7 protein-coding genes and 1 pseudogene are annotated in these 14,482 nt (G+C 62.7%); 7 read left to right on the forward strand and 1 reads right to left on the reverse strand.

Features of this window, described 5'->3' with window-relative positions:
* The first annotated feature begins 130 nt into the window (after positions 1-130).
* From ACP7AB_RS13795 to ACP7AB_RS13810, 4 genes are all read left to right on the forward strand, one after another.
* Positions 131-1,174, forward strand: a complete 1,044-nt coding sequence (locus tag ACP7AB_RS13795; protein WP_425992458.1) for a nucleotidyltransferase domain-containing protein — start codon at positions 131-133, stop codon at positions 1,172-1,174.
* Positions 1,175-1,603: 429 nt separating this feature from the next.
* Positions 1,604-2,695: a CBASS cGAMP-activated phospholipase gene (locus ACP7AB_RS13800; protein ID WP_425992456.1), complete on the forward strand. Its 1,092-nt coding sequence runs from the start codon at positions 1,604-1,606 to the stop codon at positions 2,693-2,695.
* A gap of 968 nt (positions 2,696-3,663) precedes the next feature.
* Positions 3,664-7,644 carry an Eco57I restriction-modification methylase domain-containing protein gene (locus ACP7AB_RS13805; RefSeq protein ID WP_425992454.1) on the forward strand — a complete coding sequence of 1,327 codons (3,981 nt, stop codon included), beginning with the start codon at positions 3,664-3,666 and terminating at the stop codon, positions 7,642-7,644.
* A 143-nt stretch (positions 7,645-7,787) separates the two neighbouring features.
* The gene (locus tag ACP7AB_RS13810; RefSeq protein ID WP_425992452.1) at positions 7,788-8,963 is read left to right on the forward strand and encodes a DUF3644 domain-containing protein; all 1,176 of its coding nucleotides are present in this window, start codon (positions 7,788-7,790) and stop codon (positions 8,961-8,963) included.
* A 408-nt stretch (positions 8,964-9,371) separates the two neighbouring features.
* Here the strand turns inward: ACP7AB_RS13810 and ACP7AB_RS13815 are convergent, their stop codons facing one another.
* Positions 9,372-9,644 carry a DUF6471 domain-containing protein gene (locus tag ACP7AB_RS13815; protein ID WP_425992450.1) on the reverse strand — a complete coding sequence of 91 codons (273 nt, stop codon included), beginning with the start codon at positions 9,642-9,644 and terminating at the stop codon, positions 9,372-9,374.
* A gap of 201 nt (positions 9,645-9,845) precedes the next feature.
* On the opposite strand from ACP7AB_RS13815, the gene ACP7AB_RS13820 reads away from it, so the two are divergent.
* From ACP7AB_RS13820 to ACP7AB_RS13830, 3 genes and pseudogenes are all read left to right on the forward strand, one after another.
* Positions 9,846-11,576 (forward strand): IS1595 family transposase, encoded by a 1,731-nt coding sequence (locus tag ACP7AB_RS13820; protein ID WP_426046164.1) that lies wholly within the window; start codon positions 9,846-9,848, stop codon positions 11,574-11,576.
* Between the two features lie 564 nt (positions 11,577-12,140).
* Positions 12,141-12,809, forward strand: a pseudogene (locus tag ACP7AB_RS13825) (ATP-binding protein); the annotation flags it as partial.
* A 68-nt stretch (positions 12,810-12,877) separates the two neighbouring features.
* Entirely contained in the window at positions 12,878-14,434 is a 1,557-nt protein-coding gene (locus ACP7AB_RS13830) for a response regulator (RefSeq protein ID WP_425992447.1), read from the forward strand.
* Positions 14,435-14,482 lie beyond the last annotated feature (48 nt).

Consider the following 14,482-nt stretch of genomic DNA (forward strand, 5'->3'; position numbering starts at 1 on the left):
CTTCGAGGCCACCATCGCCTCGGCCACCGCCTGGGTCTTCGTCGCCCATATCCGCCTGCTCACCCGCAGACTGGCAAGAGCCTGATATCCATCAGAATCATTATGAGTCAGACTCTTAGAGAACCGCGTCGTGACCTGTTACCCGAGCGGCAGTTTTGGGATTGGTGCCGTCGTGGCGTCCCGAGTGAAGACTGATCAACACGACGTGGACGTGGTGTTGGAACTGGACCTGCCCATCGAAACGCCGCCGGCGGTGGTGCTTGACCTGCTACATCGGGCCATCAAGGGGGACCCGGGCTCTGCTTATTATACCAAGGTTCGACAGAACAGCCGGTGCGTCACAGTCCACTATGAGGACGGCGTATCAGTTGACCTCATGCCGATCGTCCGAGACCAATCCGGCGTGGAGAAGACTGGCGTTCTGTTTCACAGCAAGGACGGCACGAGCTTCGTAAAGCCGGTAAATCCTTATGGTTTCAAGACTTACTACAACGACACGGTAAAGCTCGACCCCACGTTCGCTAGGTCGTTCCGCGACCGGGTGGTTCTCGTAGAGAAGGCCCTGGTGGAGCCGATGGAGCAACCTGTGCGGCTGGAGGAAAAGTCACCCCGGACGGTCGCCGTTCAGTTGCTAAAGCGGTTTCGCGACGTTCGCTTCCGGGCCGACGCCCGTAAGAACCTGCGGAAGCCCCCGTCAGTCGTGCTCGCCGCGCTGGCGTTGGAGAAACCCGGAGCGCTGCCGTCGGTTTTGGCTGAACTAATTTCTGTGGCCGAGCACATTCGGCTTCGACTGGTGGCAGCCGACCAGGCCGGTGAACTCATCGTCGTGCGAAATCCTGCCTTCCAACCGGATGTGTTCAGCGACCGGTGGCCCGCCAATGTATGGGATCAACGCCTCTTCGCCGGCGATCTTGACCATTTGGTGAAAGGGCTGAGAGACCTCGCGTCTGGTAGCTTCTCGCCCGGAACGGCCAAAGCTATCCTGAAAGACCTGTTCGGTGAAACCGCTGCCGACTATGCCGTCGGGGCCTACATGGAACAGCGCACCGCCGACGCGCAGCGGGGCCAGCAGAAATTCGGGATGACCGGTGCATTGCTGACCGGCTCGATCGCAGCGAGCTCTTCGCGCGCCGGTGTCCGATCCAGCACTGATTTTGGTGGACCGGAAGCCTGATCTCTTTTGACGAGCAAATCGCCGCAATGGCGTCGGAGTGGCCGGGTTTTGCCCTGATCGAAGTGGGACCTTGGTCGCTCCGTTGGGAAGGTGTCCTAAAGCCTTACATCACCGCTTACACCGCTCAGCTTGACTACAGCATCCCGCCACCGCCTCTGGCCCATAGTCGGTTTAGTCCCAAGCCTCGCGTCCGCGTGATTGATCCCGAGCTTGAGCGGCACCCTGACTACCATCTTGGGCCGATCCCGCATGTGTTCTTCCAGGGACTGGTCGGCACCCAGCCGGAACTTTGCGTCTACGATCCCGCAGCGCTGGAGTGGTCAGGTGATGATCTCCTTGCAAAAACGTTCGTCTATTGGACCCTGCGATGGCTGGTCACTTACGAGGGCTGGCTCGCTACGAAGAGGTGGTATGGGAAGGGCAGATCGCATGAGCGTCCGAAAGCAAGATACGCCAAGACCACCGGAGCGCCGCTCCGCTGGGACGATCGGTGGGCGTCGACAGCCTCTGAGCTGGCCTTCCGAGCGGCCGTTCCGCATCCTGTCGATCGACGGGGGTGGCATAAAAGGGATCTTCCCTGCTTCCGTTTTGAGCGCTTTCGAGACTGAATTTTGCGCTGGTGACTCGGCAGGTGAGTATTTCGACTTGATCACGGGGACTTCCACGGGCGGAATCATCGCCCTGGGCCTTTCCCTAGGTCTGCCGTCCAATGTAATTCTTGAGCTCTACATGGAGCACGGGGCATCAATTTTCCCTCCGAGCAGGCTTCCCCGCCCAGTGGCGAAGGTGGTCAGAGGGTTCGGGCGGGTGGGGCGGTATTCATACGACCGCGATCCGCTTAAAGCGGCGCTGGAAGACGTCTTTGACAACAGGACGTTGGGGGATGCGCAACGGCGTCTGTGCATCCCGTCCTTTGAAGGCACCTATGGCGAGGTGTTTGTTTTCAAAACACCGCACCATCCGGACTTCAAGCTCGACTGGTCCCAGCGGATGGTCGACGTGGCGATGGCCACGGCTGCGGCACCTACCTTCTTCAAGACGCTGAAGATGGGACGGCAGGTGTTTGCCGACGGCGGCGTATGGGCGAACAATCCTGTCATGATTGGTCTCGTTGACGCCCTCAGCACCCACGACCTAGACCGCAGGCAAGTCCAGATTCTCTCGATCAGCTGCGGCGACCTCGACATACCTTTTACGAAGGGCCAGCGCACGGCCGGCGGTCTCTGGCACTGGCGGGAAATCATCAAGTCCGCGATGCACCTCGCCAGTCAGAATTCCACGGGCCAAGCTGGACTCCTGATCGGTCGGGACCAGTTGGTTCGGATCGAGCCGCCTCCGGCTGTCAGCGCCATTGAGATGGACGACTTCAAGGCGGCATCGTCCGTTATTCCAGCTCTGGCCGCCGAGGTAGCGCGTTCCAATTTCGAAGCGGTTCGACCGTTTTTCGCGGCGAAAGCTGTTCCCGCCCCGGCTTTCAATGGACCTCGTCAGGGTCATGCTCCGATCCTTCCCTTCGCCTGACTGAGCATGTCAATCTACTTCCATCGTGAGGAGCTGGCCGCCTGCGACGGGGCGGGATGCTCTTGGCGAATGATTGTGAGATCGAGGTGTCGGGCTCACAAACTTGAAACCGATGTCTGTGAGCGGTGGAAGACAGCTATGGTCTATACAGACGCCAGACGGCCGACCCTTATATGTGCCGCAAGCACGAGACGACCGAGGGCAACTACAAGCACACTGTGCCGCTGGTCAGCTTGCTTCCGGTGAGGTTCTAAACTTCGAATACTGTTGGAAAACAGTTTCCCACAGGGTCGTCCCCTGTCTTTCGCGCGATTCGGAACGAAAGTGATCGTCAACCCCGTTGACGGGTCGTTAGCCATCTGTGCTCTATATCTGTGACGGGGCTGCAACCCCGCCACTAGATGATGTGTCTGCCAGAGCCCGTCCAAACGGCCGAGGTTTCGTCTGAGGTCTTCAGCGGCTCCGCTTCGGTATCCAAACCGTTGCGGGGCCGTTTCCGCATTACGAGGTTAACCTACGCCAATCGAAGTTGACAACGGCTTAAGCGAAACCGACGCAACGATTTGTGCAAAGGTTGCGACAGAGGTTCATCTCGCAACGCGCCCGAAATCCAATCGGTGCATCAATCGGTCACATTCTGGTTTCGCGCGAGTGATCCGGATGCCCGCCGATTAGACGGGCCGTCGGTCCGTTTGTGCTGGAATAGCTGATGACGGTTGCATTCGATTCGGCTCCTGGGTGAGGATGGCTGGATCGAGCAGCCATCACGTGAATCGGTTGAAATCGCGGATGTTGCGACCTTTGCCAGTCAAGTTGGACATAGCTAATGCTTTCGGTGCGGAGGGCATTAGGTGACTGAAGTAGCGACGTTCAGCGTTGGCGCGCTATTCAGCACGGATTACCTCGGTGAGGCCATCAGGGCGACCGCAGCCTACCGTGCCGTTGACGTGTCTGGCGTCCGCGCAGAGTTGGCTAGGATCGCCGATGCCTTCCCCAAGAATGCCAAGACCAACGAGAGCCAAACCGAGGACGACTTCATATGGCCGGTGTTGGCCGCGCTCGGTTGGACGGAGTCGCTGCGCCAGCAGAACCTGACGGTTACGGGCAGGGACGACGTCCCCGATGGTTTGCTGTTCGCCGACATCGCGGCCAAAGCCGCTGCCAACGCTCAGGACGAACAATGGCGTCGGTATGCTCACGGTTTGGCTGTGGTCGAAAGCAAGCGCTGGGCTCGCCCCTTGGACCGCGCGTCCGGTCGGGACGAAACGACGGCTCCATCCACACAGATGCTGCGCTACCTCCGCCGCATCGACGACACCACTCAGGGCAAGCTGCGTTGGGGCATCCTGACCAATGGGACGCGCTGGCGGCTTTACTGGGCTGGGGCGCGATCCATCTCCGAGGAGTTCCTGGAGATCGACCTTGGACGCGTCCTGGCCCTGGACGGCGCGCCCGACCTGTTCGTCGACGACGAGACCCGCGATCACTGGCTGCGCGTCTTCGCCTGCATGTTCGGCCGCGATGCCTTCCTGCGCACCGGCGTCGACCAGAAGTCCTTCCACGATCGGGCACGGGCCGAAGCCGCCTTCTACGAGGAGCGGGTCGCCGCTAGCCTGTCGAAGCTGGTGTTTGACGAGGTCTTCCCGGCCCTGGCCCGCGCGCTGGCCGCGTCCGCGCCCCAGGCCCCGCTGGATGACGTCCGCGACGCCGCCTTGATCCTGCTCTACCGGCTGCTGTTCCTGCTCTATGCCGAGGACCGCGACCTGCTCCCGGTCAGCGACGACCGCTACGACGACTACGCCCTGCGGCCGCTGCGGATCGAGATCGGTGACCGCGTCTCGAACGGCGACACCTTCTCGGGCACGGCGGCGAAGGTCTGGTCTCACGTTTCGGACCTGTCGCGCATCATCGACAAGGGCGACGCCTCCGTGGGCATCCCGCCTTACAACGGCGGGCTATTCGCAGGCACCGGCGCGCCCCTGCTGTCCACGGCCCGGATCGCCGACGACGTCATGGCCCCGGCGCTGGATGCCATGTCCTACGAGCGGTCGTCGGGCCAGCGCCGTTACATCAACTACCGCGACCTATCGGTGCAGCAGTTGGGCTCGATCTACGAACGCCTGCTGGAGTTCGAGATCGTGCGCGAGGGCGCCGACGGAGAGGCCGGGCACCTGACCGTCCGGCCCAACGTGTTCGCCCGCAAGAACTCCGGCAGCTACTACACGCCGGACGAACTGGTCGGGCTGATCCTGGACGAGACGATGGAGCCGCTGATCGCCGAACGGCGCACGGCCTTCCACGCCGCGCTTGATGCGCTGGACCCGAACGACACGCCCGAGATGCAGCGGGGGGCGCTGCGCGAGGTGGACCCGGCCGAGGCCATCCTGTCCTTGCGCGTCTGCGACCCGGCGATGGGGTCCGGTCACTTCCTGGTGAGCCTAGTCGACACCCTGGCCGACCATGTCTTGGAGGCCATGGCCGAGGCGGCCGCCTTGGGTGCCGAGATCGATTACACCTCGTCTCTCGCGGGCGAGATCGAGAAAATCCGCGCCACCATCCTGCGGAACGCGCGGGCGGCGAAGTGGACGATCGACGAATCGCACCTGGACGATCGGCACATCGTCCGGCGCATGGTGCTGAAGCGCTGCGTCTATGGTGTCGACAAGAACCCAATGGCCGTCGAACTGGCGAAGGTGGCGCTGTGGCTCCACACCTTCACGGTCGGCGCACCCCTGTCCTTCATCGATCACCACCTGCACGCAGGCGACAGCCTGTTCGGTCTGTGGGTGCGTGACGCCATCGACAAGGCGGGCAGGCTGGGCGGCGAACTGTTGTGGAACGAGGCCCTGGCCAACGCGCAACGTCAGGCCCTGGCCATGAAAACGATCGAGATGGCGACCGACGCCGAGATCGCCGAAGCCCACCGGTCCGCCGAGATGTGGACCGATGTCGAGTTCCAGGTCGGGCCGCTCGACAGCTTCGTCAGCTTCATGCACGCTCTAGACTGGCTGGACCTGAACAAGGACCAGAAGCGCCTCGTCCGCCTCTGGCTGGACGGCCAGTTTGGGGAGGCGTTGCCGATCGCGCGCGGCAGGGCGACGCCGACGCAGGGCCGCACCAAGGCAGACGAGATCGAAGGCTTCACGGACATCTGGCGGCGCGCGCGCGATCTGATCGCCGAAGAGCGGTTCCTGAACTGGCAGATCAGCTTCCCCGGCGTCTGGGATGATTGGGCCGGCAAGGACCGAGTCGGCGGCTTCGACGCCGTGGTCGGTAACCCGCCGTGGGACCGGATCAAGCTGCAACAGGTCGAGTGGTTCGCGGCCCGGCGGCCGCAGATCGCGATGGCGGCCCGCGCCGCTGACCGGGCTAAGCTGATCGCCAAGCTGAAGGCGGACAGCGATCCGCTGTTCGAAGACTACCAGAAGGCCGACGCGCGTGCGGCGGACACCATCCGCATGGCGCGGAATTCGGGGCACTATCCCCTTCTCAGCCGGGGCGACATCAACCTCTACAGCTTGTTCGTCGAGCGTGCGCAGAGCCTGGTGAAGCCCGGCGGGATGGTGGGTCTGCTGACGCCCAGCGGGATCGCGTCGGACCTGTCGGCCAGCGCCTTCTTCAGGGGGGTCGCCACCGAGGGCCGGTTAAAGGCGCTCTACGACTTCGAGAACCGCAGGCCTTGCTACGGTGTGGAGCCGTTCTTCCCCGACGTGGACAGCCGCTTCAAGTTCTGTGCCCTTATCTCCAGCCCAGGAAGAAAGTTCGAAGCCGCGACCTGCGGCTTCTTCCTTCAGGCCGCCGACGAGACCCGTGATCCCGACCGGGCTTTCCCCATTACGGCGGCTGACTTCGCCGGGGTGAACCCCAACACCGGCACGGCACCGATCTTTAGGTCGCGTCGTGACATGGCCCTGACCACGGCGATCTATGCGCGTCTGCCAGTGCTGGTGGATCGATCCAGCGGCACGCCCGTGGCGGCATGGCCGGTGCGCTACGCCACCATGTTCCACATGACCAACGACAGCCACCTGTTCCGGACGCGTGCCGAACTGGAAGGTGCCGAGGGGGCGTGGGCGACTGGGGGCAATCGGTTCCAGTCAGCATCAGGTGAATGGGTGCCGCTCTACGAAGGCAAGATGATCCAGGCCTTCGATCACCGCGCCGCGAGCGTCGTCGTGAATGCCGCCAACCTCAATCGCCCAGCACAGCCACTGTCGACCACAGTGGAACAGCACGCGGACCCAACATGCTCTCCAGATCCCCAGTTCTGGGTCTCGATCGATAGGACCGTCTATCCGGACACCGGTTGGGTTCTGGGCTTCAAGGAAATCACCGCCCCGACCAACGTCCGAACGATGATTGCGACGATCCTGCCTGCCGTGGGGTTCGGCAACAAAGTGCCTGTCTTCCTTCCCACAGCCCCATCGAGGAAGGAATGGCTGCTCGCTGCCAACCTGAACTCGACCGTCTTCGACTTCTCGACCCGTCAGAAGGTTCAGGGCCAAACGCTGAACCTCTTCATCGTCGAGCAGCTTCCTGTCGTCCCGCCTGCCGCCTACAACCGCGCCTTCGGGGCAAAGGCCGCCCGCGACATCGTTCGCGAAGCCGTCCTCGAACTCAGCTACACCGCCCACGATCTCGCCCCGTTCGCGCGCGACCTGGGGCACGTCGATGACGCCGGCGACGTGCTGCCACCTTTCGCCTGGGACGAGGAGCGCCGCCTGAAGCTGAGGGCTAAGCTGGATGGGCTCTATTTCATTCTCTACGGCGTCTTCGATCCGACCGACCCTACCCAGAGCCGCGACGACATCCGCTACATCTACTCGACCTTCCCCATCGTCCAGCGGGAAGAGATCGCCAGATGGGGCTCCTACCGCAGCCGCGATCTGGCCCTGGCCTGGATAAACGCCCTGATGGCGGGCCAACCCGACGCCGAGATCGCGGGATGAAGGCGCCGTTCGCAGGACGGGTGTCACCCGCTGTGCCCAGGCCTGAACCAGCGCTAGCTGCCGCACCCACCCCGGCCAGTCGATCGCCGGTCCGCAGACGGGGCAACACCCTGGAGCGGTGGGAGATCGCCCTAATCAAGGCCATGATTGCCGACGGGCGGTGGCCGAACGACCAAGACATCCTGGCCCACTTCACCCGCCCGACCCGATCGGTGAACCATCGGGTTATCGCGGAGATCAAAAAGAAGAAGAAGCACACGGCGGTCAAACCGGCGTCCTCCGAGGAATTGGACGCGTTCCTGGTTTCCTGGCCCGATGTAGACGCCGAGACCGGCCTCAGCCTCCAGGGCGACGAACTGCTGATCAAGGCGCGCGAGGCCATGATCGCGGCGGTCCACATCTTTAACGGCGCGGGTCTGACGTTCCGCACTGAACTGTTCATCGTCACGGCCGTGATCGCCTGGACCTACCTGCTGCACGCCTGGTTGAAGCGCGAGGGCATCGACTACCGCCACGCCAAGACGGAAGGGGGCCGGCGGGTCATCGTCAAGACGCCGAACGGCGCCGACAAATATTGGGAACTGGCCCAATGCCTGAGGCACGCGCGATGCCCGGTCGAGTGCGGGGCGGCCGACAACCTCCTCTACCTCCTGGAACTGCGCCACGAGATCGAGCATCGATCGACCAACCGGATCGACGATGCCGTTAGCGCCAAGCTGCAAGCCTGCTGCATCAACTTCAACGACGTCATTAAGGCTCAGTTCGGGGCCCAATACGCTCTGGAGCGCCGCCTTCCGATTGCGCTCCAGTTCGTCACCTTCAGCCCGGATCAGCGGGCCCTTCTCAAGAAGGCCGGCAACCTACCTCGCCATATCGAGACGATGATGGAGGGCTTCGAGCAGAAGCTGACGCCCGAGCAACAGGATGACCCCCGCTTCGCCTATCGCGTCTTCATGATCCGCAAGACTGCGAACCGCGCCCCCGGAGCCGATCTGGCCGTCGAACTCGTGCAGCCCGGCTCCGACATCGAAGAGAAGTTCAGCATGGCGCTGAAGGAGGTTGAGAAGCGGAAGTATCTGCCTGCCGAGGTGGTGGCGAAGGTTCAGGCCGAAGGGTGGGACCGCTTCACGATGGATAGTCACACGCGGTTGTGGCAACGCCTAGGCGCGAAAGACCCTGCCAAGGGTTACGGGGCCATCGCCGTCGGCAAGCAATGGTGTTGGTATGAGCCTTGGGTAAATCGGGTCCTGGAAGAATGCCGAGATCATTCTGAGCGTTACAGAGCGCCTGTCCACCAGCCAGCGGAAGCTCTCCCCTAGGATCAGCGAGCCGGGTTAAGGAGATTGAGCTCGCTGACGGGAGTCATTTTGCGGACCCCGGCCAAGGTAACGTCTTTCCACTCAACGCCCACTGCCCCCGTCCCGGCGCCTCAGGGAGTTCCACGCAGCGGTCAAGGCTCGCATTTCCGGCGATCTCCCGCGCAAGCCATGCATCATCAACCCATTCGCTCCCGCGCTCGACTCCCTCCTCGCTGACCCGTGCGCACAGGCTGAATAGATACCACTTCATCTGACCCTCCGATGAGAGAGCTACTTTAGCGCCACATCTATAGACTGGCTGCCTCGGGTTGGGGACGTCAGCAAGAAGGTGGGGATGGCGCACATGTCATGGTTGCGCCACTTGAACCATTCGCGCTGTGCGGGTTCCCGGTTGCCCGATTCGCCGGGTTAGATTTTAGCTTTCACCCTCAGCTGACTACGATTCAGCAGGTCCGGTGGAAGTTGGAGATCGTAATCTAGATCGGGGCGAAATGGCAGGAGACGGACGCCAATGGCAGCCATAGCCTGCAACGCGAATACGAAAGAAAAAGAGCCCCGGCTTATCTTATTTCGAACGCTGGTTTCTGTTTCGTCGATTCCCATATCGACCAGGAGGGACGCCAGATCGTGATAGGTAAGATGCTGGCGCTTTAGCTCCGCCTTCAACATGCCCTTCGCCACATCGCGCCACTTATCCTCTTGCGGGTCAGAACGAGGTGATGAAGCGGATGGTGGGCCAGCCATATCCGCACTTACGGCGGTTTGCGGAACATTCGCAAGACAGCGTGACAGGCCTGTGTGAAAAAAAGGCCCGACAGGACCACATGACAGCGATGGAACACGCGTAAACGCGCCCGACGTCGCACAAACGCGACATTTTGGTTGACCCGCTTCGTGGCGATGAGTATCGCACATACGCGACTATCCTCGCGTTGGTGCTGCTTGTCCAAAACGATCGATCTGATCGGCCCGGCGGATGCTGTGAAGCCCTTCGACGTCTATGCACAGACGGAGGAAACAGCGCGCGCCTATTTTATTCGCCTACGGTTCGCCAAATGGGGCGGAATGCCAGCATGCGAAGATTGCAACTGCACCGCCGTTTACACTTACAAATCCAGACACATTTTTAAATGTAAAATGTGCCTTCGACAGTTTTCGCCGACTTCAAACACACCGTGGGCATATCGGAAACTTTCGTTTAGAAAGCTTATGACGATAGTAGCCGCATTTAGTATTAACGCGCAGGCCGTAAGCACTAGAGAACTCTGTAGGAATATTGGCGTTCAATACAAAACAGTTTTTGTCTGGCTTCATAAAATTAGAAATGAACTCGCCGAACGTGCGAAGGGCTTTATCCTGTCGGGCGAGATCGAGATTGACGGCAGCGAATATGGCGGATTCATCCGACCAAAGAACGTCAAAAAGAAGCGAGACGATCACCGAAAGATGCCATTTCGCAGTAACTCAAGGGCACTGACCGTTGTTGCTGCTCGCGAACGTGGGGGCTCTGTTCGGACATGGGTAGCCAAGCATGAGAGTGATGCGCGTTCGTTCATTAGAGATGCAATCTCCCCCGACGCGGTTCTATTTGCCGATCAAGGCGTCTGGTGGTCCTGGTTACGTGCGCGACATCAGTTATTCACGATAAACCATAAGGAGGCTTATTACTCTCCCGAGGCATGCACTAATCAGGCTGAGAATTATTTCCGAGCCCTAAGGATTATGGAGCGAATCCAGCGGCACATTTCAGGGCAATACCTGGACCTCTACGCCGCCGACGCAGCTTGGCGTATCGAACGGAACAAGTGGACCGACAAGGGAGGATGGTCAGACGCCGTCAGCGCGATGAGTCGCTGCGGGAGGTCCGAGTTAGCCGGCTATTTCCAGGGCCGGAAGCGATCACTTTCGCTGTGCCAGCGCGATGGGACCACGAAAGCGTGGCGTCCGCCGTCGAGGTCTGAGCGTCTAGAGAAGCGAGTGGTCGCAGACGGCGGGGGGCTGGACGAAATAGGGTCAGCTCGGAAGCCGCCTGGACGTCGCACTTGGTTTGACGGCTTCGATTATTTTGAGGCTCAGCAGATTGCGGCTGACCCATCCTGCATTCCCAATGGCGCGGGGGTATACACTCTGTGGCTCTCCGACGGAGCGGAACTCTTAAATCTAGTGGGGTTCAAGGAATCGAGTTCCTTGCCGCTCTGGCGCACGGAGCACGGGGTTCAGGTCTATGTCGGAGAGACCTACGACTTACGATCGCGTGTGCTGGACCACCTCTTGAGTAACGCTGATAGGTCAACGCCTCGGCGCACAATCATGGCGCTACAGCATTCGTTTGGCACCCTGCCGGACCTGCTGGTGGGTGCAGACCGGGCGCTAACCGAAGCTAGTCTGACCGCCTGGCTGTCCCAACGTGCGGTCGTCGGCGTGAAACGGTGCGGTTATGTGAAAGCGGAGGAGACTTCAATTTTGCTACATGCCGCGAGCCCCCTGAACTTGGTGAGACCCAACCCATGCCAGTTCGGCAAATTCCTCAGCGCGCTACGGGCCGAGTTCAACACCGAAATAGGCAACGGTTGGCCCAAAGCTGAAGCCGGCTGGCGACCATCTCGACGCTGACGTCACCGTAACAGCTCGAAACGAAGAGGCGGACCTTCGTGACGAACAAGTAGATTTCTGTTCTTCCCCAGGCTCGCCCATACCGCATTGCTGGCTCTCTGCCGTGCCGGATATTCGGAGATGTCGACCCCGTATCGCTGCGCGGAAGCCTCAACCAACTCCGCTCCCGTAAGCGGCCGATCGGCATTCCTTAGTTCGTCGAAAGCAGCAGCCCACCATCCATAGGGGGGCTGAGGGTAAATCACCTTAGGCGGGCGAATAGGCTTCGCACCATCGGCATCCCAAGATGGGTCGAGCAGCTTCAAAAGAAATTCTACGTGGGGCAAGACGTCGTCGATCTCGGCAACGCGCGCTTCTCGGTGTGCCGCTTCAGCCGTGTAGGCCGCGCGGCCCGCCGCCGTCCTGATCCGCGTAACAGGTCGGGAAATAAATGCACGTTCACCGGCAAGCTGCCGGTGAAACCGTTTCAGTCCGAATAGCAGGTGGGGTGCTCGCATACGTCACAGCTGATGCGTTCTACTCCTAAAAAAATCGTTCTGCCGGGTAAGGTGCGTTTGCTACCCAATGACGGAATATTCGGCCCAGGCGCTCGACAGTCTGCGGGCCCCGCTGGAGACGGGCGAAATCGTGGTGGCGCGGGCCAACGCCCATGTCCGCTATCCGGCGCGGTTCCAGTTGGTCGCGGCGATGAACCCCTGCCGCTGCGGCGTCGGCGGGGCGGGTAAGGGGGCGTGCGGCAAGGCCCCGCGCTGCCAGCGCGACTACCAGAACCGCATCTCGGGCCCGATGTTCGACCGCATCGACCTGACGGTGGAGACCCCGCCCGTCACCGCGGCCGACATGGCCCTGCCCAGTCCTGCCGAGGGCACGGCCGAAGCCTCCGCCCGTGTCGCCGTCGCCCGCGCCATGCAGGAAGAACGGGTGAGCGAGGCGGGGCTGGATCCGCTTCAGGCGCTGAACGCCCGTTCGTCCGGCGATGTGCTGGAACGGTTCGCCACGCCGGATGAGGCGGGCCGCACCCTGCTGATGCGGGCCGGGGAGGCCGGGGGACTGACGGCGCGCGGCTGGACCCGGACCCTCCGTCTGGCCCGCACCATCGCCGATCTGGAGGGGTCGACCGGGGTCCTCCGCCGCCACATCGCCGAGGCCCTGATCTATCGCCGCACCACCGTCGGCGCCCAGGACCAGTTCGAACGGCAGCAGGACGTCCGGGCCAGTCTCCCGGCCTGGTAGCCTCCAGCAAGCAGTTGAAGCGGCCTTAACGCCTGATCCTGCATGATCCTCCCGAAACGGAGAGCGGCATGACGCGACGGAAGACGGAGCAGGCGGGCGAAACCGGGCAGGCGATCCGCGCGGGCGGCGCCGATCCCTTCCTCCGCCTCATGAGCCACGAGATGCGCACGCCCCTGAACGGCGTCATCGGCATGATCGGCCTCCTGACCCGCACCCGGCTGGACGGAGCCCAGCGCGCCTATGCCGAGGCCGCGCGCGAATCCGCCGAACACCTGCTCGGCCTCGTCAACGACCTGCTCGACTACGCCCGGCTCGAGGCCGGGAAACTGGAATTCGATCCCGCGCCCGTAGAGCTGGAGGGTCTGGTGCGCGGCGTCGCCGAACTGCTCAGCCCCCGTGCCCACGACAAGGGGCTTGAGATTGTCTGGTCGGTCTCGCCCGACGCCCCCGATATCCTCGCAGACCAGGGCCGCCTGCGTCAGGTCCTGTTCAATCTCGCGGGCAATGCGGTGAAGTTCACCGACGCCGGCGGCGTCCATATCTCGGTTGAACGCGCCGGGGGTTCCGATCATCGGCCGCGGCTGGCCTTCATCATCGACGATACCGGCCCCGGCGTGCCGGTCGAGGCCCGCGCCCGCATCTTCGAGGAGTTCGGCCACGTCGATGCCTCCGACGCCACCCGCCACGGTGGGGCCGGTCTGGGTCTCGCGGTGGTGCAAAAACTGGCCACGGCCATGGGCGGGGTGGTGCGGGTCCAGGATGCGCCGGGCGGAAAGACCGCTCACGGCTCCCGCTTCGTGTTCGAGGCCGCCTTCGCCGTCGCTCCGGACGCCACGCCCCGCGCCCGACCCCTGACCGATCGGGCAGTCGCCGTCCGCACCCCCGACGCCTTCGTCCGCGCCGCCGCAGAGGCCCAGATTACCGCGTCGGGCGGCTCGGCCTGGCCCGCCGGCGCTCTGGCGCCCATCACCCTCGTCGACCACGCCGAAACTGCCGTATCGGGCCTGTCGCTGGCAGCCTTGCCCGAGGGCGGACGCGGCGTGATTCTGCTGAAGCCGTCGGAACGTGAGTTGATCGCCCGCTACCGGTCGGTCGGTTTCCACGGCTATCTGATCAAACCCCTGCGCCGCGCTTCCCTCGTCGAACGGGTGCTGGCCGCCGCCACGGCTGGAGAAACCGTCGGCGTCCCGCGCGGCCTCCCGCCCGAGGACGACCGGGTTGTTCCCGTCCGTTTCGCCGGCACTCGCATCCTGCTGGTCGAGGACAATCCGGTCGGCGCCCTCCTCGCCCGCACCCTTCTGCGCCGCGAGGGTTGCGTGGTTGAAACCGCCGCAACGGGGGACGAGGCCCTCGCCGCCATGAAGCGGGCCCGCTACGACCTCGTCTTCATGGACATGCGCATGCCCGGCATGGACGGCCCGGCCGCGACGCGCGCCATCCGAGCCGGCGGTGACCGCACCCCCATCGTCGCCCTGACCGCAAACGCCTTCGCCGAGGACCGTCAGGCCTGCCTAGCGGCGGGCATGAACGACCACCTCGTCAAGCCGCTGGAGATGGAGGCCCTGCGCGCCGCCCTGGCCCGCTGGACGAGCGGCGACATCCGCGCCAAGGTCTCCGCCGCATAGGGCGAACCGGCGATCAGATCGGAGACCCTTCGAGACAGAGGCTCCGTT

Origin of the sequence: Brevundimonas sp. TWP3-1-2b1 (assembly GCF_049896165.1) — a bacterium.
Taxonomy (GTDB): Bacteria; Pseudomonadota; Alphaproteobacteria; order Caulobacterales; family Caulobacteraceae; genus Brevundimonas; species Brevundimonas subvibrioides_B.

Coding starts and splice junctions, on each gene's coding strand:
- ACP7AB_RS13800 (WP_425992456.1), top strand. CDS start 1,604: ATGAGCGTCCGAAAGCAAGATACGCCAAGACCACCGGAGCGCCGCTCC.
- ACP7AB_RS13810 (WP_425992452.1), top strand. CDS start 7,788: ATGATTGCCGACGGGCGGTGGCCGAACGACCAAGACATCCTGGCCCAC.
- ACP7AB_RS13830 (WP_425992447.1), top strand. CDS start 12,878: ATGACGCGACGGAAGACGGAGCAGGCGGGCGAAACCGGGCAGGCGATC.